This is a genomic window from Desulfoglaeba alkanexedens ALDC (assembly GCF_005377625.1).
GTDB classification, from domain to species: domain Bacteria; phylum Desulfobacterota; class Syntrophobacteria; order Syntrophobacterales; family DSM-9756; genus Desulfoglaeba; species Desulfoglaeba alkanexedens.
Genome location: NZ_CP040098.1, coordinates 3,224,842 through 3,249,594, shown reverse-complemented (window position 1 = coordinate 3,249,594; position 24,753 = coordinate 3,224,842). Strand labels below are relative to the sequence as shown.

The window sequence follows — 24,753 nt, the reverse complement described above, 5'->3', positions numbered from 1 at the left end:
GAGACTCCGCCGACCTCTCCCGCGCTTCTTTCAAACTCCGACACCTGCTGATGTGATTGCGGACCAGAAAACGAGTGAAGGACATGACGCTGAACGCCAAATCCGAATTGAAACGTGTGCCCGTTGAAATCGATGGCAAGATCTACATGGCCCAGGAGGGTCGAACCATTCTCGATGTGGCTCGGGAAAACGGCATCCGGATACCGACGCTGTGCTACCATCCCAAGCTGAAACCGCTGGGATCCTGCCGCATGTGCATTGTGGAAGTGGATGGGACGCCGACACCGGTTGCAGCCTGCACCACGCGCGTGACGAAAGGCATGTCGGTTCGGACCCGTTCGGCGGCGCTCGAGCGGCTGCGCCGTGAAACGCTGAAGCTCATCTTGCTGAAGCATCCCATGAATTGCGCGGCCTGCGAAATCAACGGAAACTGCCAGCTGCAGGATCTCGCCCACGAATACGACATCAATCACACCGATTTGCATACATACAACATTCGGCCCGTGGAGCAGGAGTCCGAGGAGTATGCAACGCCCCTCATCCGCTACCATTGGCGGCGCTGCATCCTGTGCGGGCGCTGTGTTCAGGCGTGCGTGGAAATCAGCGAAGTGGGGGCCATCAACTTCAAAGGCCGGGGAGCTTTGGCCCGCATCGCGCCTGTGGAACAGGTCTACAACGTCAAGCCCGAATGCGTTTCCTGCGGCGAATGCATGGCGGTCTGCCCAGTGAACGCTCTGACGGAAGCGTTCGGAAGACGGCGCGGCAAGGCGTGGGAGACGCGAAAGGTCCGCACGACCTGCACGTATTGCGGTTGCGGCTGCCAGCTGGAACTGAACGTGGTGGGGGATCGCGTGACCGGCGTGACGCCCTTCGACGGCGGAGTGAACCGGGGAGCGCTCTGCTCCAAGGGCCGCTTCGGCTATGAGTTCATCAACCATCCGGACCGGCTGAAACACCCCATGATCCGCCGGAACGGCTACTGGGAAGAGGTCAGCTGGGATACGGCGCTGGATCTCGTGGCCGATCGGCTGTCCGAAATCCGAAACGCCCATGGCCCGGACGCCCTGGGAGCGCTCAGTTCCGCCCGGGCCACCAACGAGGACAATTACCTGTTTCAGAAACTCATCCGGGGGGTTCTCGGGACAAACAACATCGACCACTGCGCCCGCCTCTGACACAGTTCCACCGTGGCCGGTCTGGCCGCAGCCTTCGGAAGTGGCGCGATGACCAATTCCATTTCGGAAATCGAAGATACCGACCTGATTTTCATCACCGGAAGCGACACCTCGGAAGCGCATCCCATCATCGGCCGCATGGTCAAGCGCGCCGTGGACCGGCGCCGCGCCAAGCTGATCGTCGTGGATCCCCGGCAGGTGGTCATGGTGAGCTTCGCCAACATCTGGCTCCGGCCCCGCCCGGGAACGGACGTCGCTTGGATCAACGGTATGATCCACGTTATCCTGGAGGAAGGGCTCTGGGACCGAACCTTCGTGGACGAGCGCACCGAGGGCTTCGAAGAACTGAGAGAGGCGGTCCGGGGCGATACGCCGGAAGCCATGGAACGGATCACGGGCATCCCGGCCGAAGAACTCCGGCGGGCGGCGCGGCTGTACGCTCGAGCGCCCCGGGCCATGATCCTTTATGCCATGGGCATCACCCAGCACACCCACGGCACCGACAACGTGAAAGCGCTCGCCAACCTGGCCATGATTTGCGGCAACGTGGGCCGCGAAGGCACCGGGTTGAATCCCCTTCGCGGCCAGAACAACGTCCAGGGGGCCTGTGATATGGGGGCCCTGCCCGACGTGTTGCCCGGCTACCAGAGCGTCATCGACGAGGAGGCGCTCGCCCGCTTTCAGCAGGCCTGGGCCACCGGGGTGCGGCTTTCGAACCGGGTGGGGCTTACCGTGACCGAAATGTTTCCAGCCGCCCTGCAAAGTCGCATCCGCGCCATGTACGTCGTGGGGGAAAACCCGGCGCTCAGCGACGCCAATGTCGCTCATGTGCGGAAGGCCTTAGAATCGCTGGATTTCCTGGTGGTTCAGGACATCTTCTTCACGGAAACGGCCGCGCTGGCCGACGTGGTCCTCCCGGCGGCTTCCTTTGCGGAAAAGGACGGGACATTCACCAACACGGAACGACGTGTCCAGCGGGTGCGCAAGGCCATCGACCCGCCGGGCCGGGCTCGGGCGGACTGGAAGATTTTCTGTGATCTGGCCAAGCGGTTGAGCGAAAGGCTTTCGGGCCCGGTACCGTCGGCGGCCGCCGAGGAAGGCGTGGTGTATCGGTTCATCAACCGCGGTTATTGGGACTACAAGGACCCCTCCGAGATCTTCGACGAGATCGCTTCAGTCACGCCCATCTACGGCGGCCTCACCTACCGGCGGCTCGAATCCGAAGGGATTCAGTGGCCCTGTCCCACGCGGCATCACCCGGGCACCCCCTTCCTGCACAAGGACCGCTTTTCAAGGGGGCGCGGGAAGTTCCATGCGATCCACTACCGGGAAGCGGCGGAGCTCCCCGACCGCGAATACCCCTTCTATCTCAGCACCGGCCGCATCCGATACCACTACCACACGGGCACCATGACCCGGCGGTCCCGGGGTTTGAGCCTCATCGCGCCCGAAGAACGCATCCAAATGAACCCAGCGGACGCGCAACGCCTGGGCGTTCATGAAGGCGACTGGGTGCGGGTGATTTCCCGCCGGGGCGAAGTGAAGGCAAGGGTTTGTGTCACGGAACGTTCGGCGCCGGGCATGGTTTTCGGCACGTTTCATTTTTCCGAGGTGCCCATCAACCTGCTTACCAATGACGCGCTGGATCCCGTGAGCAAGATTCCCGAGTTCAAGGTTTGCGCCGTTCGCGTCGAGAAGCTCGAAGCGCAGGAGGACGCTGGAGAAGCGGCCGTGGAGGTGGAAGGATGCTGACGGTATCGATCTGCGTAGGCCAAAGCTGTCATGAAAAGGGGTCGGCCGAAATCGTTTCGGTCTTCGAACAGGAAATCCGGCAACACGGCCTCGAGGGGAACGTGGCCTTGACCGGCATGCACTGTTCCGACCCGTGCTTTCTGAGTACTACGGTGCGGGTGGGAGAGCGGGTGTTCCGGGGCCTTTCTCCCCAGGACGCCCGAGACTTCTTTCTGAACGAAATCCTGCCGCGGATACGGCCGGAAGATTCGGGGAAGCGGCCCGACTGAGCGGCGGTTCCCTCGCTCGCTACGAAAACGGCGGGAAACCTTCCCGCCCTTTCCGTATCCGAAACCCAGGCGTTCCATCAAGTGCGTATGCTACGCGAATCGCCTACTTGGATTCTTTGGATTCGGAAGAAGATGCCTCGGTCTTTTTCTCGGAGCCCTTCTGCTGCTCCCCACCGGCCGAGCAAACACTCTGGTTCTTCCCGGAATAATCCGTCACGTACCAACCGGAACCTTTCAGGTGGAAAGTGCTCATGGAAATCATCCTTCGAAGCGGGCCTCCGCAATGGCTGCATTCGGTGAGAGGCGGGTCCGAAAAACGCTGCATCGCTTCGGTAACCTTTCCACACTTTGAGCATTCGTACTCGTAAATAGGCATAGCGTAATCCTCCTTGGCGCGGCACGATTCTTTGGGGGGACGAGCTGGGATCCACCAAAACTATAAGGTGGGTGTCGCTTCTGTCAAGATTTTTATCGCTCTTACGGACCGCCGCCCTCCCCTGCTTCCGCGGCCTAATCACGGCGCCACGTATTCCTGCAGCTGCTCCTCCAGGATCTTCACGTGCTCGTTTTCTTCTTCGATGATCATTCTCAAGTTCTCAAGAGTTTCGGGGTCGGTGACGAAGCTTTGAAGAAACTCGTAGAAGAGGATGGTGTCTTTTTCGAATCCCACGGCCGCCAAAAGGATCCCTTCGGGGGTATCGAATTCCCTCGGGTCCACTTCGTCAAGGGAAAAGGTCTGGCTGCCCACGATACCTTGGAGCAACTCTCCTGCCTCGATTTCCAAGGGATCGGGAGGGCCCGTGGCCTCGAAATGGGCCTGCTTCAGTTCCATGAACCAGTCGCGATGCTCCACCTCGTCTTCCGCGAGCCGGAGCAGCACATGGCACAGCTCGGGATTCTGAAGCTGCTCCACGGCGTTGCGGTAATAGCGCTCCCCGTTTTTCTCCAGCCGAATGGCCATATCCAGCACTTCTGCAAAGGAAAACATCGGCGCCCTCCTTTCACGAACACATCGATAACCTCCTCGACTCCGAGACCGTTGGATCTGGCATCGATCATTTGCGGGGGTGAAGCCCTGAAATACATTAGGGCTTGTCCAAAAACAAGCTCATGGAAGTCGGACCCTGATGAGGTTCGTTAATGCCCCATATGCATCGAGCTAAGGTAGCGGCCACGAAGAGTTCGGCCCTGGGAGCACAGGCGTCTCTCCTGCAGTGGACTTGGGAGCGCGGGCGCTTTCCACTTTGTCCCCAAGCTTCAGCTTGGGAACACAACTGTGCAGAAGCTCCAGCTTCGATTCCCATGAGGCCGTTCCCAAGCCGGAGCTTGGGAACGAGGGCAAAAGTTAACGAAGATCAAAAAGTCCCCCTCTCCCCCCTCCCCTTAATCCCCTCCCACAAGGGGAGGGGAAATAGAATTTCCACTTTGTTCCCAAGCTTCAGCTTGGGAACACAACTGTGCAGAAGCTCCAGCTTCGATTCCCATGAGGCCGTTCCCAAGTCAGAGCTTGCGAACGAGGGCAAAAGTTAACGAAGATCAAAAAGTCCCCCTCTCCCCCCTCCCCTTAATCCCCTCCCACAAGGGGAGGGGAAATAGAATTTCCACTTTGTTCCCAAGCTTCAGCTTGGGAACACAACTGTGCAGAAGCTCCAGCTTCGATTCCCATGAGGCCGTTCCCAAGCCGGAGCTTGGGAACGAGGGGAAACGCTCATTCCTTCTCTGTAGCAAAGATCATGGCTTATGTTCACCCACTGAAGACTGCTGCATAGCGGGCACTTTATTAAGTCGACCTGTACTAAGAGTTGCGGGCGGGACGCCCGCGCTCCGAGGTTGTTGACCGCCTGATTGAGGCGTCATGCGCTTAGCTTGATGCACACAGCCCAATGCCCCGCCCCATCGGCCCGAGGGCGGGCCTCCCACAATGATGCGGATCCCCGGTTCCTACAGGGAAGGACAGGGAATGAAGCGGGATGAACAGAAGAGCAATGGTCTCCAGCGGGAAAATTCAGAAGCGTTTCACGTTGACGGCCTGAGGCCCCTTGGACGTCTGTTCCACTTCGAAGCTCACCTTTTCGCCTTCGGTCAGGGAACGGAATCCGCTTCCTTCGATGGCGCTGTAATGGACGAACACGTCATCCCCGTTTTCCGTTTCGATGAAACCGTAGCCCTTCTTGTCATTGAACCATTTCACTCGGCCTTCCGCCATACCCTCTTTCCTCCTTTCCATGGATTGCACCGCGTCCACCGCGTCGCCCGATCCGGCCTGCGGGCCCTTCCCCCGTCCCGTGGAGACGGCGGACACTTCCCGAGGCATTCGGCGGCTCGGCCATGAACGCACGTTCAAAAAACGCCCCGCGGCGCAACGGGCAGCACATTCACCGATGGCAAAAAAAAGGCGTTCTTCGGCTCAGTCCGAAAAACGCCCCTGTGCTTATTTGTGCAAACACGCGCCCTGCCATATTATCGTGCCGCTGTACTGTTACATAATTCACTTGACCCTATGCCTTGTCGCGAAAGATTGCAATGTTTTTTTTATAGCTTGCGAAAATTTGTTCATCGGTGGCGGACTCGGACGTTTTGTGTTAAGAAAGGCGGCCATGAAAAAGATCGTTGGCGGATGGTTCGAGAAGCGCTGGTATAGAAAGGACGGGCGGCTTGCCGAGCCGGCGGAGGCGTGCCTTCGCCTGACGGAGCGCGGTTACCTGGAGATGCTTCGCCGCCACCAGGCGCACCTCAGAGCGTCCCGCCACCGGCTGAACGCCTTTGTGATCAGCGTGGGAAACATAACGGTCGGCGGCACGGGGAAAACGCCGTTTTGCCTGTGGCTGGCCCGCAGACTCAGTGCCGGCGGCTGCAGGACCGCCGTATTGAGCCGCGGCTACGGCCGTTCGGCGTCGGCGGTCGCAAGGGTTGCGCCGTCGTTGGAAGGCTCGGGCTTCGCCGATCGCTACGGTGATGAACCGGTTCTTCTCGCCGCCGCGCTTCCCGGAGTTTCCGTTTGGGTCGGGAGCGCCCGGTGGAAAACCGGGGAAGCGGCCATCCGTTGTGACGGAGCGGAAGTCATCATCCTGGACGACGGGTTCCAGCACCTGAGCCTGGAACGCGACGTGGACCTGGTGCTTCTCGATGGAAAAAACCCCTTCGGAAACGGCCGGCTGCTTCCCGTCGGGCCGCTGCGCGAACCCGTCGAGCATCTGGGCCGGGCCGACGCTTTCGTCCTTTCGGACGATGGAAGCGGCGGTGAGGTGTCGGGAAACGATGACGGCGGTTTTCCCGCGGATCCGGTTGCCTTTCCGATGGCCCCGATTTTCCGCTTTCGGCGCCGAGTCCGTGCCTTTCGCCAGGGTTTCATGGGCACACGGTTCCCGCCGAACGCCCTGGAGGGGAAAAGGGTGCTCGCCTTCTGCGGCATCGCCCGGCCGGAACGGTTCTTTAATACACTGAAATCCCTGGGGATATGGGTTTGCGCCACCCTGGTGTTTCCGGACCATCACCGGTTTCGGCCGCGGGATTGGGGGCGGATCTTCTCTCTGGCGCGCAAATCCGGTGCATCGTACCTGATAACCACCGAAAAGGACCTGGTCCGAGCCCCCCCGGCTCTGATGCCCGCCTTGATCTCGGTGGAACTGGAAACGGACCTGGGACCGGATGAGAACCGCTTTATGGCATTCATGGCGGCGAAGTTTCGGGCGTCGCGGCCTGGTCGTCCGCTTTGTTTCAGGTGACCCGAAATCTCGACCGTTCCCGTTGAAGGGAGGAATCGCCCTCTCGCCCAGGAGCCGGCCCGGTGCTTGAAAGCGTACCCGCCATCATCCGTGTCCTCGTGGTTTTCGTGGTGATCCTCATCGCTATCCGCCGGCGGTTTTCCCTTGGAAACGCTTTCATTTCGGGAGCGGTTCTGCTGGGGCTCCTGTTCGGCATGAACCCCAAGGGGATCGCCCTCTCCACTCTGTCTTCCCTGGTCGAAGCCAAAACGATGTCTCTAAGCGGCGTGGTGTGTCTCATCTTGGTGCTCAGCCACAGCCTGGAAGCGGCCGGGCAGATGGAGCGCCTGCTGGCGCGTTTTCAAGGGTTGATCCACCGCCCCAGGATCAACCTGGTGGTCTTTCCTGCCCTCATCGGGCTTCTTCCCATGCCGGGCGGAGCCATCTTTTCCGCGCCCATGGTGAAGACCCTGGGGAAGCGCCTGCGCCTCAGCGGCGATCAGCTGAGTTACATCAACTACTGGTTCCGCCACATCTGGGAATACTGGTGGCCCCTTTACCCCGGAGTGCTCCTCACCACGGCGCTGGCGGACCTGCACCTCTGGCTGTTCGTAGCGTTTCTCTTTCCCTTGACGCTGGTGGCCTTGTTCAGCGGCTATCTGCCCCTCAGAACCCTGAACAACGGGGCTACGGCCCCGGAAGCGGATGCTCGTGAACCAGCGCCGTCTCTTAAACCGTTTCTCAAGGAACTGGCCCCCATCCTCATCGTGATCGGCGGAGGACTGGGGATGGGTTCGGCCGTTTCCCTGGTTCTCGGAAGCGGCGGCACCGGTGTGGACAAGGAATTGGGCCTCATCGCAGCTCTCGTCGCGGGGATCCTCTGGGTGTGGCGCGCCAACGGCCTGTCGCATTCCCAGTGCTGGGACGTTCTAAAGCGCAGGCAGTTGCTTCAAATGTTTTACATGGTGGCCTCCATCATGATTTTCAAGGGCGTGCTCGAAGACAGCGAAGCGGTGGGCGCGATCAGCGACGAATTGCTCCTGGTCGGCATCCCGCTCATGCCCGTCACGGTCATTCTGCCGTTCCTGGTGGGAAGCGTGGTTGGAATCACAATCGGGTTCGTGGGAACCACCTTTCCCATCCTGATTTCGCTCATTCAGTCCTTCGGCGAAAGCCAGCACATGCTGGCCTACATGATGCTGGGGCTGGTCAGCGGGTTTGTCGGGGTGCTCCTTTCGCCTCTGCACCTGTGCCTCCTTCTGTCCAACGAGTATTTTGAAACCGCCCTGGGCTACGTTTACCGTCACCTGGTGGCTCCCTGCGGAATTCTCCTCGCGTCCGGGTGTGCCTATTTTTTCCTGCTGCAGGCTCTTTTCTGACCCCCCGGCAGTTCCTCCCGCATCCGTCCCCTCCCTCGCCGGCGGACCGGGCCGTTCCGCGGGGGTTGCGAGCACGCGGGCGGCGGCCGCCGCGCCGGACCTTTGACTCGCTCCCGTCGAGACTCGTCCCTTGTTCGACGGGGGAGATTGGATTACTTTACGGCCTTGATCTTTCGGACGGATTTCTGCGTATGAACCGAAGCTTGAGGAGTGATGGGAATGACAAACAAGGGGAGGATCTCATTTCAATTGGTGCTGGTCTGCCTGGTTTTCAACGGCGCGCTTCTGGCCGCCTTCTTCCTGGCCGGCCGGGAAGTGCTCACCACAGTCAACGCGTGGGTGGAACCGCTGATCTCCGCTGAAGGTCCTGAACTTCCCCAACAGGTGCGAAGCGGGCTCGAGAATCTGAAGGCGTACACCACCCTGCTGGAACGTTACCTGGCGCCGGCTGTTTTCGGTGTGGGCGGTGCAGCCACGTTCCTCCTCTGGATCGTCGCCCAGGGGATTGCGCGGCGCCAGGCGGGCAAAGGGCTCGAATCCGCCGTGGCGCCGGAAAAATCCCTGAAGAAATCGGAACCTGCGGAAATGAAGGCCGCGGATTCCCTTCCCGCGGATGTGGATCCAAAGTCCGTAGGAGCCGTTCTGATGTTGTCCGTCTTTCAGCGTGAGGGGCGTCTGATCGATTTCCTGAACGAAGATCTTTCCCTTTACGAAGATGCGCAGATCGGCGCCGCCGTGCGAAGCATCCACGAAGGGTGCCGGTCGGCCCTGGGGGAAACCGTGGAACTGGAGCCCATTTTCAAGGATGAAGAAGGGGCCTCGGTGACCGTGTCTCAGGGTTTCGATGCGGCGGCTGTTCGCCTGACCGGCAATGTGACGGGGGATCCTCCGTTTCAGGGGATTCTCCGGCACCGGGGCTGGCGGGTGAGGCGGCTCCGGCTGCCCCAGATCACAGCGCACGTGGAGAAGGAAAGAATCGTCGCGCCGGCCGAGGTGGAGGTTGGGGCGACCGATTGACGGATCGCGTATGAGCCGCAAGGAGAACGCTCCGGGGCTGCGGCGATGGGCCGACGGCGGGAACGCTTCCGGGCGGCCCGGCGCGCTCCGGTGGTCAAGTTAGGAGTCATTGTGATTCAGCCGAAATACGTGGTCGGAGTCGACTTGGGAACCACCCATTGCGTCCTGGCTTATGCCCCTGTTCCTCGAAACCAGTGGGATGAGCCGCAAATCCGCATTTTTCCCGTCCCGCAGCTTACGGCTCCGGGGGAAGTCGCCTCTCAGCCGCTTCTTCCATCCTTCCTGTTCCTCCCCGGGCCCCACGACGTCCCAGAGGGCGGGCTTGCCCTGCCCTGGAACAAAGGGATCGACTACGCCGTCGGTGACTTCGCCCGGAAGCGGGGGGCGGAGATTCCAAACCGCCTGGTTTCTTCCGCCAAGTCGTGGTTGTGCCACAGCGGGGTGGATCGCCTTAAACCCATCCTCCCGTGGGACAGTCCGGCCGAGGCGCGCCGCGTGTCTCCGTTGGAAGCCACCGCTTGCTACCTGCGGCACCTCCGCGATGCATGGAACTACACTCATGCGAAGGAAGACGACTCGGCCCGCCTGGAAATTCAGGAAATCTTCCTGACCGTTCCCGCAAGCTTCGATGCGGTGGCCCGGGAACTCACGGTGAAAGCAGCCGAGGCCGCCGGGCTGGAACGCCTGACCCTGTTGGAAGAACCCCAGGCCGCTTTTTATGCCTGGATCGAATCGCAGGGCGACCGCTGGCGAAAAAACGTATCAGTCGGCGATTGCGTGCTGGTTTGCGACCTCGGCGGCGGCACGACGGACTTCAGCCTGATCCGGGTGGAAGAAGAACACGGGGAGATGGTTCTCCGGCGCGTGGCCGTGGGCGATCACATTCTTCTGGGCGGCGACAACATGGACCTCACCCTGGCCTACGCCCTTCAGGCGAAGTTGGGCGAAAGAGGCGTTCGCCTGGACGGCTGGCAGTTCCGAGGGCTGTGGCATGCCTGCCGTACCGCCAAGGAACGGCTCCTCACGGACCCGAACCGGGAGACGGAACCCATCGTGGTGCTGGGGCGAGGCTCGTCGTTGATCGGCGGCACGTTGCGAACGGAACTGACCCGTGAGGAAGCGACCCGCATCCTTCTGGAAGGTTTCTTCCCGCTTTGCGGCCCGGACGACTTTCCTCAAAGCCGGCCCAAGGTCGGGGTCCGCGAAATGGGGTTGCCCTACGAATCGGACCCGGCGGTGACCCGGCACCTGGCCCGGTTTCTGTCGCGGCAGGGTTCCGGAGAAAAACCCGGGGAGGCGTGCCCGACGGGCGTGCTTTTCAACGGGGGTGTGATGAAGCCCGAAATCGTTCGGGAACGTGTCGTGACCCTCCTTTCCCGGTGGCGCGGCGGGGAACCGCTCCGCCGTCTGGAATCTCCCGATCTGGACCTTGCGGTGGCCCGGGGCGCCGCCGCTTACGGGCTGGCCCGTCACGGGCATGGCGTTCGAATCCGCGCGGGGGCTCCGCGGAGTTTCTACATAGGGATCGAATCCGCCATGCCGACTGTTCCCGGAGTCCCGACCCCCATCAAGGCGTTGTGCGTCGTGCCGTTCGGCATGGAAGAGGGCACGCGGGAGGTGATCCGCGAGAAGGAATTCGGCCTGGTGGTCGGGGAAGACGCCGTGTTTCCGCTGCTCGCTTCCGGTTCCCGAAAGGAAGACCGGCCGGGGGACGTGGTGGAAGACTGGTCCGGAGAAATCGACGAAGTGGTGAGCATGGAAACTCACCTTCCGATATCGTCCGAGGACGCCGGCGGGACCGTCATCCCGGTCTGGCTGGAAAGCGCCTTCACCGAGGTGGGAACCCTGGAAATCTGGTGCGTCTCGCGAGAAGACGAACGGCGGTGGAAGCTCGAATTCAACCTGAGGGAATCTGAATCATAATCTGGGTGAACGCGTCATGACGACAAGAGGTGGAAACGGGGGTGATTTTCCTCTGCACCGTTACGTGGTGGGCATCGACCTGGGAACCACCAATTCGGCCGTAGCCTACGCCTCGCTGAAAGGTGAAGCGACGGAAGGGGCGAGGCGAAGGCTCCGCGTGTTTGAAGTCCCGCAGCTGGTGAATCCCGGCGAGGTGAAGCGTCGAACGATCCTTCCATCCTTCCTGTATCTTCCCGGGGCCTACGATCTGCCGGAAGGCGCCGCCGCACTCCCCTGGGATCCGGATCGCGATTACGTGGTGGGTGAATTCGCTCGGGAACAAGGGGCGCTGGTTCCCGGCCGCCTGGTTTCTTCCGCCAAGTCGTGGCTCTGCCACGGGGGCGTCGACCGGACTGCGCCCATCCTGCCTTGGGGCGCGGGGGACGACGTGCCCAGGGTGTCGCCCGTGGAGGCGGCTTGCCGCTACCTGCAGCACATCCGGGAAGCCTGGAACCATGTCATGGCCGGGGGCGATGAAGAGGCCTTCCTGGAAAACCAGCTGGTGCTCCTCACCGTTCCGGCCTCCTTCGATGAAGTGGCCCGGGAACTCACCGTGGAGGCGGCTCGGAAAGCCGGCCTGCCAAGGGTCATCCTTCTCGAAGAACCTCTGGCCGCCTTCTACGACTGGCTTTCCCGAAACGAAGGCACCTGGCGGTCGCAGATGACGGCGGGCCAGTTGATCCTGGTCTGCGACGTGGGAGGAGGCACCACGGACTTCACCTTGGTGACGGTACGTTCCGGCGAGAAGGGCCTGCGCTTCGATCGACTGGCGGTCGGCGACCACCTCATGCTCGGCGGCGACAACATGGACCTCACCGTGGCGCGCCGGCTCGAAATGCGCCTTCTGGGAAAACCCGGATCCCTCGATGCCAGGCGGTGGCACCAGCTGTGTCACCAGTGCCGCAGGGCCAAGGAGACGCTCATTACCGCGGAAACCTCTACCAAGTCCATGGACGTGACCGTCATGGGAGTCGGCGGGAAACTCATCGCCGGGACCCTCAAGGGGACCCTTACGGTCGAGGAAGTGGAAGAATGGATCCTCGAGGGTTTTTTCCCTTACTGCCCGCCGGACATTCGTCCCAAGGGAGGTCGTCGAACCGGCATCACCGAGTGGGGGCTTCCTTATGTCCAGGATCCGGCGGTGACGCATCATCTGGCGGCCTTCTGGAGAAAGCACCTGGACCTGGTGCGGCGGGAGACGGGCAGAAGCGTCCTTTTTCCCGACTTCGTTCTCTTCAACGGCGGTGCTCTGATTCCAGGCCGGATCCGGCGGCGCCTCCGGGAAACGGTGGGATCCTGGTTCCGCAAGGAAGCGGGAGCGGATTGGCTCCCCGAGGAGCTTTCCAACCCGCATCCGGATCTGGCGGTGAGCCTGGGGGCCGCCTATTACGGGCTGGTGCGGCTGGGCGAAGGGGTCCGAGTGGGAGCCGGAAGTCCCCGGGCGTATTATGTGGCTGTGGCATCGGCTGAGGCTTCCGAATCCGAAGGCGCCGGTGACCGAAAGGCGGTGTGCCTGGTGCCGCGGGGAACCGAAGAAGGCTACGAAAGCGAACTGGAATCTCCCGTCTTCGAAGTCCTCGCCAATCAGCCGGCGGCCTTTCAGCTCTTCAGTTCCAGCACGCGGCTCGGCGACCGCCAGGGCGAAGTAACGGAACCGGCGGAGGAGGAAATCACCGTGCTGCCGCCCATCCGCACGGTTCTCAAATATGGCAGGAAGGGTGAGGCTCAGACCCTTCCCGTTCGGATCGGCGTGCGGCTGAACGAAATCGGAACCCTGGAACTATGGTGCCAGTCGCTGCGGAGCCCTCACCGCTGGGAGCTCCAGTTCGATGTGCGCCGGCAGGCCGATTCCGTGGAGCCGCAGCCGGGCGAAACGCTTGACGTGTCCCTCATCGACGCGGCCCGCAGGGCCGTCCTGGAAACCTTCCGCCCGTCAAAGGCGGGAGCCGTTGGATCCCGCCCGGAAGGACTGCTCAAAACCCTGGTCTCCATTCTCGATCTTCCCAAGGAAAAATGGCCCACGTCCCTCATCCGGAAACTCGCGGACAGCCTGCTCGAATGCCGCGATCAGCGCGCTCTCACGCCGCAGCACGAAGCCCGCTGGCTGAACATCCTGGGCTACTGCCTGCGCCCGGGTTTCGGCGACCCGCTGGACGAATGGCGGATGAGAGAGGTGTGGAAGCTCTATCCCCAAGGCGTGAAGTTCCACAGGAACCTCCAGTGCCGGAACGAATGGTGGATTTTCTGGCGTCGCGTTTCCGGTGGACTGACGGCCGGCCAGCAATGGCACATATACCAGCAGGTGGCTCCGTCGGTGCTGCCTCCGGAAGGAAAGGCTAGGCGAGCGGGGAGGAAGCCGGGACTCAAGGTGAGCCCCCAGGAAGAGCTGGAAGTCTGGATGATGCTGGCAAGCTTTGAACGGCTGCCGGTGGATGCCAAGACCGTCCTGGGCCGTGCCATGATTGAGCGGCTCGCGGCCAGAAAGCCGCGTCCGCAGGAACTCTGGACCCTCAGCCGGATCGGTTCCCGAGTCCCTGTCTACGGCCCACTGGACCGGGTGGTCCCCGCACGGGAGGCTGCGGCGTGGATGCGGCGATTCCTGGAAGCGCACCCCGAACCCGACGAGCAGGCGGCGCACGCGCTCATCCACATGGTGCGGCTCACCGGAGACCGCGCCCGGGACGTTTCCGAAAACGATCGAAACGTGCTGGCCGCTCGGCTGGAAAAACTCCCATCGGGGAGTGCCCGCTTACTGGCCCTGCTCAACGATCCCTCACACTCCCTCGACGCCTCCGAATGGAATTGGATCTTCGGTGAATCGCTCCCGGTGGGGTTGAGAATCCGCTCGGAGGACCGGAGGCAGGAGGCGAAAGTCCCCGAGGCCGCCGGCCGGGAGCAACCGTCCTGATCCCGGAACGGCACGGCACGGGTCGACAACAGCATGTGGAACGGTTTAACATGGGTCCCGGGAGGAACCCGCTATGAAATTCATCGATCTGGAGGCGCAGCAGGCTCGCGTGCGCGACCTCATGGAAAAGGGCATCCAGCAGGTGCTCGACCACCAGCAATTCATCATGGGGCCCGAAATCGGCCGGCTTGAAGAAACCCTTGCCCGATATGTCGGATCGCCCCACGCCGTGGGCTGCGGCTCCGGAACCGACGCCCTCCTGCTGGCCCTCATGGCCTTCGACGTGGGACCGGGCGACGCCGTTCTCACCACTCCGTTCACCTTCATCGCCACCGCCGAAGTGATCGCGCTGCTTGGAGCCACCCCGGTGTTTGTGGACATCGAGCCCGAAACCTTCAATCTGGACCCCGAGGCGCTCGCTGAAACCCTCCAAGCCCTCCAATCGGGGAAACCGGGTCCCGTCCCGTCGGCCGGCGATCGGCGGCCGCCGGTGCCCAAGGGGGTCATCGCGATCGACCTTTTCGGGATTCCCGCCGATTACGAACGCATCACCGCCGTTGCAGAAGACGCCGGCCTTTTCGTTGTTGAAGATGCGGCCCAGTCTTTCGGGGCCGCCCGGCGCGGCCGCCGCTGCGGGTCTTTCGGAGCGGTTGCCGCGACGTCCTTTTTTCCCGCCAAGCCGCTCGGCTGCTGCGGCGACGGCGGCATGTGCTTCACCGCCGACGCGGATCTGGCCGGCCGCATGCAATCCATCCGGGTTCACGGCCAGGGGAAGGATCGGTACGAACATCTTCGGATCGGGATCAACGGGCGGCTCGACACCTTGCAGGCGGCGGTCCTTCTCGCCAAGTTCACCATCTTTCCAGACGAAATCGAGCGCCGCGGCGCCGTCGCTCGAAACTACGGGCGGGTCCTTCGCGAAAGATCGATCCCTCTTCGAACGCCCGTCGTGCCGGAAGGCGTGACACCCGCCTGGGCGCAGTATTCGGTCCTTGCGGAAGACAGCACTCATCGCGACCGCTGCCGCGAAGCGCTCCACGCCGCGGGAATCCCCACCGCGGTCTACTATCCGGTGCCACTGCACCTCCAGCCCGCCTTCGCCTTCCTCGAGTACCGCAAGGGGCAGTTTCCGGTGTCGGAGGATACGGCGGAGAGGATTTTCAGCCTTCCGATGCATCCCTACCTGAGCGAGGAAGATCAGCAGAGGATCGCCGAGGTCCTGGCGGCCGTCTGAAGCGGCGCCCCTTCAGCCCCGCCGCCAGGTGTCCGGATGTGGAGCGAAGGCCTTTTCGATCCAGCGGCCCAGAATGCGCCGGTAGTCGGGGTCGCGAATGATCACCCGCCGGCGCCCCGAACTTGTCGGCTCAAGTTCCAACACGCCCGCGGCCAGCCAATTCACGCACTGAGCGTACATTTCGTATTCCAGTTGAAGGCCGCGCCGCTCCACCCTTTCCAGGTCGTCGTAGGGCCAGATGGGATAGGCGCCCTGGGCGATCACCGGACCGGTGTCCTCGCCTTCGTCCACGAAGTGGACCGTTACTCCTCCCAGCTTGCACCCGTATTGGAAGGTGTCGCGATAGGCATGTTCCCCGGGGAAGGCGGGAAGCAACGCCGGGTGGATGTTGATGACCCTCAGGTCCCCTTCCCTGTTCCAGTGGTCGAGAAAATATGGGGTGAGCAGCCGCATGAAACCTGCAAGGCAGATGTAGTCGGGCCGATAGGCGCTGAGGATCCGGATCATGGCCGATTCGGCGGCGACCAGTCGTTTGAGTTTCGAACGGCGCCGGCTCGGGTCGGTTTCTTTGAGGATGCGCTGCCTTCGGTCCAGGGCGTCCAGGACTTCCTCTTCAGGTTCCGCGGGCAGCGGGCCGCTCATGAACGAACGATAATCCACCACGTGGCCGTGGATGCCCGCATCGCGGGCCCGGGTCAGTCCGTAGGCGCCGGGCCGGTCGCTCACGACCACCACCACTTCGGCGTTGAGGAATCCCTGTCGGCTTCGGTCTATGAGGGACTGAAGGTTGGTGCCGCTCCCCGATACCAGCACCGCCAGCCGGACCTTTGCAGGTTTTCCCGTCTGCAACCGCTCGTCGTTTGGCATGATTCAGGCTCCATGGCTTTCGGAGGCGTAGTGGACGGCGTTTCGAAAGATCTCCAGGCCGATCCCCTCTTCGGAAAATCGAACGTTTTGCCGCCGGAGCCGTTCCTTCTGCAGCGTCCAGTCGGGGTGATGGGTCCAGTGGTGATAGGCTTCCGGGTGCGGCATGAGGCCGAAGATCCGGCCGGAAGGATCGCAGATCCCGGCGATATCATTCAGAGAGCCGTTGGGATTTTCCGGGAAGGAACCCTGAGCCGGTGCGCCGTCGGCTCCGGCGTACCGGAGCACCACCTGGCCGTTGGCTTCCAGTTTCTCCATCACCTTCGTTCCGGCGTAGAATTTCCCCTCCCCATGGCGCACGGGAAGTTCCAGGCGTTCGAGCCCGCGCGTGAAAACACAGGGGGATTCGGCGTTGACGGCCAGGTGTACCCACTGGTCCCGAAAGTTTCCGCAGTCGTTGTGAATCAGTGCTACTTCCCGTGTGAAGGAAACACCGTCGAAGGCGGGGAGTACGCCCAGGTTCACCAGGACCTGGAAGCCGTTACAGATGCCGAGGATGAGGCCCCCTTTGGCGATGAATTCACGGATGGCGTCCCCCAGGCGATGCTTGAGGCGCATGGCGAGGATCACCCCCGCTCCGTGTTCGTCCGCCCAGGAAAAGCCGCCGCCCACTACGAACACCTGGTAAACGGCCAGGGTCTTTCCACCGGTCACCAGTGAGTTCAGGTGGACCCTTTCGGCGTGGGCTCCGACCCGCTCCAAGGCGTGAGCCGTTTCCCAGTCGCAGTTGAGTCCGAAGCCGGTGAGAACCAGGGCCTTGACCTTCCCCATCGCCGTCCTCCTTCCGAACGGTCCTATCCTTGGCGGAGCCCCTGCCATGACGCTCTGAGCCTTGAGATCGGTTCCTCGAAGAGGACCGCCCCCTCGACCCCTCTTACCGTCAGCCGAGGATCTTCCATGACTTTTCCCACGCAGGCGAACGGAAGACCGCGGAAAATCGCTTCGAAATCCATCCGGCGCTCCGGCGGCACGGTGACCAAGAAGCGGCCGGCGGATTCACTGAAGAGCAGCGTGTCGTTTCGGTGGGAACAGTCGGCTGGAACGGCGGCCAGGTCAAGGGCCAGCCCCAGGTTTCCCGCGAAGGCGACCATGGCCGCATGGATCGCAAGCCCTCCCTTGCCGACGGCTCGGCAGGAAGCCGGCAGTTCCCGGCGTACCGCTTCTTCGAGGGTCCAGTAGAGGTCCCGGGCCGCCGAGGGGTCCACCTTCGGAACGTTGAGCCCCACGTAGCTGAAAAGATCGTAGTATTCGGAGCCTCCCAGTTCGTCACGCGTCACGCCCAGGAGGTAGACCAGATCGCCGGGGTGCTTGGCCTCGAGGGTGAGGCAACGCCGGATGTCTTCCACGGTGGTGGTGGCCGTGAACTGAAAGGTCGGAAGGCCCGAAACCTTGTGGCGTTCACCGAAACGCCCGCGCAGGTACCCGTCCACGTACATACTGTCCTTGCCGGACAGGAGCGGGATTTCGTAGGCGAGGCAGAGGTCACGAAGGGCCCGGTTGGCGCGCACCAGTTGAGCCGCCTTGTAGCGGCCGTCCGGATTGGTTTCAGGGTCGTACTGGATGTTGGGCCAGCAGAAATTGTCCACTCCGCCGATTTCGTCCAGGCGGCCTCCGACAGCGAGCAATCGGCGGACCGATTCGTCGATGGTCGCCGCCACCATGGCATAGGTGTCGATGATGCCGTACAGCGGGTGGAGGGTCTGAGTGACCGCCAGGCCCCTGGAACTTCCGAGAACGGGACGGAGGACCACGGCGTCGTTGGGCACGTCCCGGTTGCGGCCCACGAGGAACTTCACCACGCTGGTCCCTTGAACTTCATGGTCGTACTGGCGCTGAATCCATTCCCGGGAACAGAGATTGGGAGACGCAAGCAGTCGATGCAGGATGCCCGCCGGGTCCTCGGGTTCGGAAAAGACCGGTTCCGAAAGCCCCCGCGTCTTCGGCCCCCGCCATTGCGCCTCGAATTCCCACTGGGGAAAATCCTCGGCGAAAAAACTCAAGTCCAGGTAGGCGCACGTCTTTTCTCGATACAGGAGATGAAGCTTGCCCGTTGCTTCGTATCGGCCGATGACGGTGCTTTCCACTTCGTGAAGGCGGGAAAGTTCCATGAACCGGTCCAGGTGTTCGGGCCGCACCGCAAGGGTCATGCGTTCCTGGGATTCGGAAACCCAGATTTCCCAGACGTCGAGCCCTTCGTATTTCAAGGGAACCCGGTCCAGTTCGACCCTGGCTCCGCCGGCGAAATGAGCGGATTCGCCTACGGAAGAGGACAGCCCGCCCCCGCCGTTGTCGGTGATGAAGGTGATAAGCCCTTCGTCCCGAGCCTCCAGAAGGAAATCGTGCATCTTCTTCTGCGTGTAAGGGTCGCCGATCTGGACGTGGCCCGCCGGCGTGCTTTCGCTGTAGCTTTCGCTGGATGCGGTGACCCCGTGGATGCCGTCCTTTCCCACGCGCCCTCCCGACATGATGATGAGATCGCCTGGGTTGGGACGCTTCTGTTCCGCGGGTTCGCCTTTGACGAACCGGGGCATGAGGCCGATGGCGGCGACGAAGACCAGGCACTTGCCCAGGTAGGATGGATGGTAAAGGAGGTTCCCCATGACGGTGGGCACGCCGTGCTTGTTCCCGCCGTCTCGGACGCCTTCCACCACGCCGTCCAGGAGCCGCCGGGGATGGAGGTGCGGCCGGAGGGGACCTGCGTAGTCCCGCGGCCCCACGCAGTAGCCGTAGAGGCCGGCGATGAGTCGCGATCCTTTTCCGGTACCCATGGGATCGCGATAGACGCCGACGATCCCGGTAAGGGCGCCGCCGTAGGCTTCCATGTTGGACGGGCTGTTGTGGGTCTCCCCCGTGATGACGTAGAGGTGGTCGTCGTCCAGCCGGGCCACTCCGGCGTTGTCCCAGAGCACCGACACCACCCAGTCCTTTTTTTCTTTTATCTGCAGCGTCGGCGACTGGATGCAGGTCTTGAAGAGGTTGTCGATGACCTCCGTTTCCTCCGTGTCCAGATCCCGGTAGTGGAATTTCCCGCGGAAGGTATTGTGGTTGCAGTGATCGCTCCGAGCCTGGGAAATCGTTTCCAGCTCCACGTCCGTAGGAAGCGAAAGACCCACGCGTCTTCTTTCTTGCAGCACGCTCTCCCGCAGGAAGTAGCCGCGGATCACGGGGATGTCCCTCGGGTTGAGCGCCAGGTTTCGTTCTTCACTGAGCGCTCGGAGGGCTTCATCGGAAGGGATCGGTATTTCGGCGACCCGAGGTTCGTGGGCCGGCATAACCTTGGGGACGATCATTCCCACCCCCGCCTCGAGGTCCCAGTCGGAACGTGAAAAAACCCGCCAATGCTGGATGATGTCGTTGGCCAGGAGCTCCCGGGCCACGGTTTCGACCTGGGTGCGGTCGAGGGCTGTGTCCGAAAGCAGATACAGCTTCGACGTGTAAGCCGCTTCGTCGTCCGCCATGGGGCGCTGAAGGAAGTCGGAAACGGCTTCAAGTGCCACGCTTCCCGCCGTGTCGCGCACGCCGGGACGCAAACCCACCCAAACGGCCCAGTCGAACGCCTCCGCCAGCGGCCGGAAACTCGACACCTGGGAAACCGGGTTGGTGAAGATTTCGTTGCGAACCGCTTCCAGTTCGTAGCGGTTCAGGCGGGCGTCGAACGTCAGGATCTTGACGACTCGGGCACCGCCCACATGCCAGCCGAAATAGTCCTTCACCTTGCGGCGGAGGCTCGCTCCTTCTGCATCGAAAAGGTCGGGCTTGAGCGCGATTTCCAGTCGAGCGATCATGATTCTTCCTGTGTCCGGGTCTAGGCCAAGAGCAGATTGAAGGCGATACCGATGAGGATGATCCCGCCGGCGACTTCCATCCATTCCCCCCACCTAGAGGACAGTCGGTTGCCCACCTTCATGGCGCACCACGTCATGGCTCCCGCAACCACCCCGATCACCACGGCGTCCCGAAGCAGATCGCGGTCCATGATCCCCAGGCTCAGCCCGACGCCCAGAGCGTCCATGCTGGTCGCCAGCGATAGCAGTACCAGGTTGAGGCCGCGGGTGGGGTCGATGCATTCTTCCGGCGGGCGATCATCCTTTTTCAAGCCGTCGACGGTCATTTTACCGCCGATGAAAGACAGGAGGCCGAACGCGACCCAGGGTCCCCACTGCTGCACCACGCTCACCAGGTTGCGACTGAGCGCCCATCCGAGCAGGGGCATGAGGAACTGAAAAAGGCCGAAGTGGAAGGAAAGCCGAAAGACCTGGCGCGGAGCGCAGAACCGGGTGCCAACGCCGAGCCCCACGGCGAAGGCGTCGCAGCCAAGGGCCACAGCGACGAAAGCGATCTCCAACCCATTCACCGGCGGTGCCCCCCGCATCGCCGGACAGGCAACCGGCGTTCGAAATCATGAAGGGTGCGTGTGCCCGGTTCCTTGCCGGCGTTACGTTCCACCGCGGCGCTCCCGGATCGTCCTCTATCATGAATAGTAGGCGGCGTACGGGTCGCCGTAGACCTGGTACTTGGCCGATACTTCAAAAAGCATGCGGGCAAGCCCGGCATCCAGTCCCAGAAATTTCACCGCCATCCCGCGCGGCGTAATGGCGTCTTCCGAACCGAAGATGTTGGTCCAGACCACTTCGGCCGAAAGCTTTACGGGCTTTTCCACTCCCGGGATCCTGATGGTGAGTGTGAGCTTGGTGTTGAGCGGAGCGGGTTCGCGGCAAAAGATCATCATGCCGGTCTCGCTGAAATGCGTGGTGTGCCCTTTCCGGGTCTGTCCTTCGTAAGTGAACGTGACCTCGCATGGGGCGGGCTTTCCTGATGGTGTGTCGCCCTCTTGTCTGTTCTTCTCTACCGTCACCGGAAAGGCTCCAGGATCAGCGCAGCGTGGCTCCGAACGTCGCGAGCACCTTTCGCACGAGCCGCTCGTGGACCTCGTTTACTTCTTCGTCCGTTAAGTTGCGATCCGGCGCTCGATAAACGAGCCGGTAACCCACGCTCTTCTTTCCCGTTCCCAACTGCGGGTCTCGGTAGCAGTCGAAGATCTCGATACGCTCCAGCAGCGGCTCCGGTTGCCCTTCGATGAAGCGAAGCGGTTCGGCGGCCGGCAGATCCTCGTCCACCACCACGGCCATATCGCGGACCACAAAAGGAAACCGGGGCAGAGGCTGAAACATCGGCCGTTCGCACCTGAGAGCAAAAAGGCGGTCGAAGTTCAATTCAAAATAAAAGACCGGCCACTTCAAGTCGAACGTTTCCTGAACCTTGAGAGATATTTTCCCCAGGCTGCCGATCAACACATCGCCGCTGAACACGACGGCTCCGGCGGCCGCGCTGCAGTAGGGCGGAAGATCGCTCGCCTTCCATTCCACCTTTTCCAGGTGGAAAAGATCCAGGATATCTTCCACGGTGCCCTTCACGTCGCTGAAATCCACCGCCGCTTCGTCTCCGTAAAGAGGCCGCGGGTCACGCCGCCCCGCCAGAACCCCCGCACAGTGGAATTCTTCCCGCGGCAGGCTTTCACCGGCCACGGGAATGAACACCCGGCTCAGCTCAAAGAGCCTCAAGTGAATATTCGCCCGGTCGAAATTGTATCTTGCTGTCTGGAGCAGTCCCGGGAGGAGGCTCGTCCGCATCACGGCCTGTTCTTCGCTGAGGGGGTTGAGCAGTCGGATGGGCCGGATTTCCGCGAACTCGGGCGCCGTCCCCAGGTTTTCCAAAGACTTTTCTGAAACGAACGAATAATTGAGGACTTCAAAGAAACCTGCGCCGGCGAGGCGTTCCTTGAGGGCCTGGCGCAATCGCAGATGCGGGCTCGGCGGTTCGCACCCCAGGGACGCCGACGGAAGCGTCACTGGCACCCGGTTGTAACCCACCAGCCGCGCCACTTCTTCCGCCAGGTCCACTTCCCGGTCGACGTCCAGGCGGAAAGACGGCGGGCGCACCACCAGCCGGCGGTCGCCCGCCGGGGCCACCTCCATCTCGAGCCGCCCCAAGACCTCGGCTACCTCATCGGTACTCAACTCCAGCCCCAGGAAACGATTCATCCGGTCCACTCTCAGCGTGATCTTGGGACGTTCCTGGCGGTTCGGGTACACGTCGATCCGGCCGCGGGCCAAACGACCGCCGCCCAACTCCGCCATGAGTTGAGCCGCCCGGTCCAGAGCCCGGATGACCCCTTCGGGATCCACGCCCCGTTCGAAACGGTAGCTGGATTCCGTCCTGAGTCCCAGCTTGCGGCTGCTTCGCCGGATGCACGAAGGCTGAAAGAAAGCGCTTTCGATGAGGACCCGCGTCGTTTCCGGTTTGATTTCGGAATCGAGCCCTCCCATGATCCCGGCAACGGCCACCGGACGCCTTCCATCACAGATGAGCAGGGTGTCGTCGAAAAGGGTTCGTTCCACGCCGTCCAGCGTCACGAAGCGCTCTCCTGCAGCGGCGCGGCGGACCACGATGCGGGATTCTTCCAAGCGGTCGAAATCGAAGGCATGGAGCGGCTGCCCTAATTCCAGCAGGACGTAGTTGGTGACGTCCACAATGTTGTTGATGGAGCGGAGCCCTGCGGACTCCAGCCGTTCGCGGAGCCATTGGGGAGAAGGTCCGATGTGGACGCCTTCGACGAGTCGCGCCGAGTAGCGGGGGCAGCCTTCAGGGTCTTCCACGGTGACCGCCGCCCGTTGGTGGACATCGGAGCCGTCTTCGGTGAGCTCGATGTCCGGATACCGGACCCGAGTCCCGCACACCGCCGCCACTTCCCGAGCGATACCCACTATGGACAGGCAGTCTCCCCGGTTCGGGGTGATGGAAACGTCGAGCAGTTCGTCCTCAAGGCCCAGGGCTTCGGCCAAAGGAACGCCCAGTGGAATGTAGGCGGGAAGCAGCCAGATTCCTGCGGCGTCTTCTCCCAGCGCCAGTTCTTTTTGGGAACAAAGCATGCCCTGGGAGCGGACGCCGCGGATTTCGGCTTCCCGAATGCTGACGCCTGAAGGAAGTTCCGCCCCAGGAAGGGCCAACGGCACCACGGCGCCTTCGGATAGATTGGGGGCGCCGCAGACCACCCGGTACTCCCTCGAACCGTCCGAGACCTGGCAGAGCAGCAGCCGATCGGCCCGGGGATGCCTTTCGATCCGTGCGATGCGAGCCGTGACCACGTACTTCAGGGTTTCGTAACGCCGGTGAATGCCTTCCACTTCCAGGCCCGCCATGGTCAGCGCCGTCGCCAGTTCGCCGGCGGACAGCGGACAGTCCACATAGTCGCGAAGCCAATTCAAGCTGACAATCATCGGGAGCTTCCTTTCCGCATGGCCCTTAACCGATGAGACGCAAAGGCCGTGGACAACGACCCAAGCATCCACGTCCTTTGCGCCTCTTCAATGGCTGAATGAAGTGATGGCAGCCGCTCCGCGAGGTTCCCCGGGCGGCTCAAAACTGGCTGAGAAACCTCAGGTCGTTTTCGAAGAAGAGACGGAGGTCGTCGATTCCGAATTTCAACATGGCGATGCGTTCAATGCCCATCCCAAAGGCGAACCCCGTGATCTGTTCAGGATCGTAGCCCACCATCCTGAAGACCTCCGGATCGACCATGCCGGAACCCAGAATCTCCAGCCAACCGCTCTGCGAACACACGCGGCAGCCGCTGCCCCGGCACATGACGCACTGAATGTCCACTTCGGCGCTGGGTTCGGTGAATGGAAAGAAACTGGGGCGAAAGCGGAGCCCCACATGGGGGCCGAACATCTGCTGCACGAAAACGGTGAGGATTCCCTTGAGATCTCCGAAGGAAATGTTCTCACCCACCATCAGGCCTTCCACCTGGTGGAACATGGGCGTGTGGGTCACGTCCGAATCGCACCGGTAGGCCTTGCCCGGCGCAATGACGCGGATGGGAGGACGCCGCTTCTCCATGGTCCGGACCTGGATGGGAGACGTGTGCGTCCTGAGCACCACGTCTTCGGACACATAGAAGGTGTCTTGCATGTCCCGCGCCGGGTGATCCCTCGGGATGTTCAAGGCCTCGAAATTGTAATAGTCCAGTTCGACTTCCGGGCCTTCAACGGTTTCAAAACCCAGCCGGTGAAAGATGGATTCGATTTCCAGGGTGACCTGGGTGATGGGGTGAAGGTGCCCGCGGAGCGGCCGCCGCCCGGGAAGGGTCACGTCGATACGGTCGGCGGATCCGGCTTCGGCGGCCTTGGCCCGCTGAAGCGCCTGGTTCAGGATGCCTTCCAGGTGCTCCTTCGCTTCGTTGAGCACCTTGCCCAGCCTCGGCCGATCTTCCGGGGCGGCCTGTGCCAGTTGTTTGAAAAGGCGGGTCAGTTCACCCTTCCGACCGAGGTAGGCTACGCGCAGGCCGTCGAGGCGTCTGACATCGCCGCCCGCGGATTCAACCGCTTCGGAGGCTTTCCGAAGAAGATCGCGAACCGCCTGTTCCATGG

18 protein-coding genes are annotated in these 24,753 nt (G+C 62.2%); 8 read left to right on the top strand and 10 right to left on the bottom strand.

All coding sequences use genetic code 11. The annotated features are described in order from the left end of the window. Positions 1–83: 83 nt before the first annotated feature. Together fdhF and FDQ92_RS14520 are read left to right on the top strand one after the other, a co-directional pair. Positions 84–2,927, top strand: coding sequence for a formate dehydrogenase subunit alpha (gene fdhF / locus FDQ92_RS14525; RefSeq protein WP_211341300.1), 2,844 nt, complete (start codon positions 84–86; stop codon positions 2,925–2,927). Continuing rightward, entirely contained in the window at positions 2,921–3,196 is a 276-nt protein-coding gene (locus FDQ92_RS14520; RefSeq protein WP_137425560.1) for a (2Fe-2S) ferredoxin domain-containing protein, read from the top strand. Before fdhF ends, FDQ92_RS14520 begins: the two co-directional genes overlap by 7 nt. Positions 3,197–3,299: 103 nt before the next feature. On the opposite strand, the gene FDQ92_RS14515 is transcribed toward FDQ92_RS14520, so the two are convergent. The 3 genes from FDQ92_RS14515 to FDQ92_RS14505 all read right to left on the bottom strand — a co-directional run bounded on the left by FDQ92_RS14515 (position 3,300) and on the right by FDQ92_RS14505 (position 5,402). Then, a complete protein-coding gene (locus FDQ92_RS14515) occupies positions 3,300–3,572 on the bottom strand; it encodes an FmdB family zinc ribbon protein (RefSeq protein WP_137425559.1) in 273 nt (90 codons plus the stop codon). 138 nt (positions 3,573–3,710) lie between these two features. Beyond that, positions 3,711–4,184, bottom strand: coding sequence for a ferritin-like domain-containing protein (locus FDQ92_RS14510; protein ID WP_137425558.1), 474 nt, complete (start codon positions 4,182–4,184; stop codon positions 3,711–3,713). 1,017 nt (positions 4,185–5,201) lie between these two features. Further along, positions 5,202–5,402 carry a cold-shock protein gene (locus FDQ92_RS14505; protein ID WP_137425557.1) on the bottom strand — a complete coding sequence of 67 codons (201 nt, stop codon included), beginning with the start codon at positions 5,400–5,402 and terminating at the stop codon, positions 5,202–5,204. A 391-nt stretch (positions 5,403–5,793) separates the two neighbouring features. On the opposite strand from FDQ92_RS14505, the gene lpxK reads away from it, so the two are divergent. From lpxK to FDQ92_RS14475, 6 genes are all read left to right on the top strand, one after another. Further along, a complete protein-coding gene (gene lpxK / locus FDQ92_RS14500; protein WP_170180395.1) occupies positions 5,794–6,921 on the top strand; it encodes a tetraacyldisaccharide 4'-kinase in 1,128 nt (375 codons plus the stop codon). A gap of 62 nt (positions 6,922–6,983) precedes the next feature. Then, entirely contained in the window at positions 6,984–8,279 is a 1,296-nt protein-coding gene (locus FDQ92_RS14495; protein WP_137425555.1) for a DUF401 family protein, read from the top strand. A 219-nt stretch (positions 8,280–8,498) separates the two neighbouring features. After that, entirely contained in the window at positions 8,499–9,296 is a 798-nt protein-coding gene (locus FDQ92_RS14490; protein WP_170180394.1) for a DUF2760 domain-containing protein, read from the top strand. Positions 9,297–9,341: 45 nt separating this feature from the next. Next, complete coding sequence (locus FDQ92_RS14485) at positions 9,342–11,219, top strand: Hsp70 family protein (RefSeq protein ID WP_137425553.1); 1,878 nt, start codon at positions 9,342–9,344, stop codon at positions 11,217–11,219. A gap of 16 nt (positions 11,220–11,235) precedes the next feature. Beyond that, on the top strand, positions 11,236–14,166 hold the full coding sequence (locus FDQ92_RS14480; RefSeq protein WP_137425552.1) for an Hsp70 family protein: 2,931 nt from the start codon (positions 11,236–11,238) through the stop codon (positions 14,164–14,166). 73 nt (positions 14,167–14,239) lie between these two features. Beyond that, on the top strand, positions 14,240–15,400 hold the full coding sequence (locus tag FDQ92_RS14475; RefSeq protein ID WP_137425551.1) for a DegT/DnrJ/EryC1/StrS family aminotransferase: 1,161 nt from the start codon (positions 14,240–14,242) through the stop codon (positions 15,398–15,400). A gap of 12 nt (positions 15,401–15,412) precedes the next feature. Here the strand turns inward: FDQ92_RS14475 and purN are convergent, their stop codons facing one another. The 7 genes from purN to pheS form a co-directional block, all read right to left on the bottom strand. Next, complete coding sequence (gene purN, locus FDQ92_RS14470; protein ID WP_137425550.1) at positions 15,413–16,267, bottom strand: phosphoribosylglycinamide formyltransferase; 855 nt, start codon at positions 16,265–16,267, stop codon at positions 15,413–15,415. 3 nt (positions 16,268–16,270) lie between these two features. Then, a complete protein-coding gene (locus FDQ92_RS14465; RefSeq protein WP_137425549.1) occupies positions 16,271–17,095 on the bottom strand; it encodes a phosphoribosylformylglycinamidine synthase subunit PurQ in 825 nt (274 codons plus the stop codon). A 23-nt stretch (positions 17,096–17,118) separates the two neighbouring features. After that, complete coding sequence (locus FDQ92_RS14460; RefSeq protein ID WP_137425548.1) at positions 17,119–20,109, bottom strand: AIR synthase-related protein; 2,991 nt, start codon at positions 20,107–20,109, stop codon at positions 17,119–17,121. A gap of 20 nt (positions 20,110–20,129) precedes the next feature. Then, positions 20,130–20,678, bottom strand: a complete 549-nt coding sequence (locus FDQ92_RS14455) for a manganese efflux pump MntP (protein ID WP_137425547.1) — start codon at positions 20,676–20,678, stop codon at positions 20,130–20,132. 117 nt (positions 20,679–20,795) lie between these two features. Next, a complete protein-coding gene (locus tag FDQ92_RS14450) occupies positions 20,796–21,179 on the bottom strand; it encodes a PilZ domain-containing protein (protein ID WP_137425546.1) in 384 nt (127 codons plus the stop codon). A 16-nt stretch (positions 21,180–21,195) separates the two neighbouring features. Further along, positions 21,196–23,601: a phenylalanine--tRNA ligase subunit beta gene (gene pheT, locus FDQ92_RS14445; protein ID WP_137425545.1), complete on the bottom strand. Its 2,406-nt coding sequence runs from the start codon at positions 23,599–23,601 to the stop codon at positions 21,196–21,198. 139 nt (positions 23,602–23,740) lie between these two features. Continuing rightward, positions 23,741–24,751: a phenylalanine--tRNA ligase subunit alpha gene (gene pheS / locus FDQ92_RS14440; protein ID WP_137425544.1), complete on the bottom strand. Its 1,011-nt coding sequence runs from the start codon at positions 24,749–24,751 to the stop codon at positions 23,741–23,743. Between the last annotated feature and the right edge of the window lie 2 nt (positions 24,752–24,753).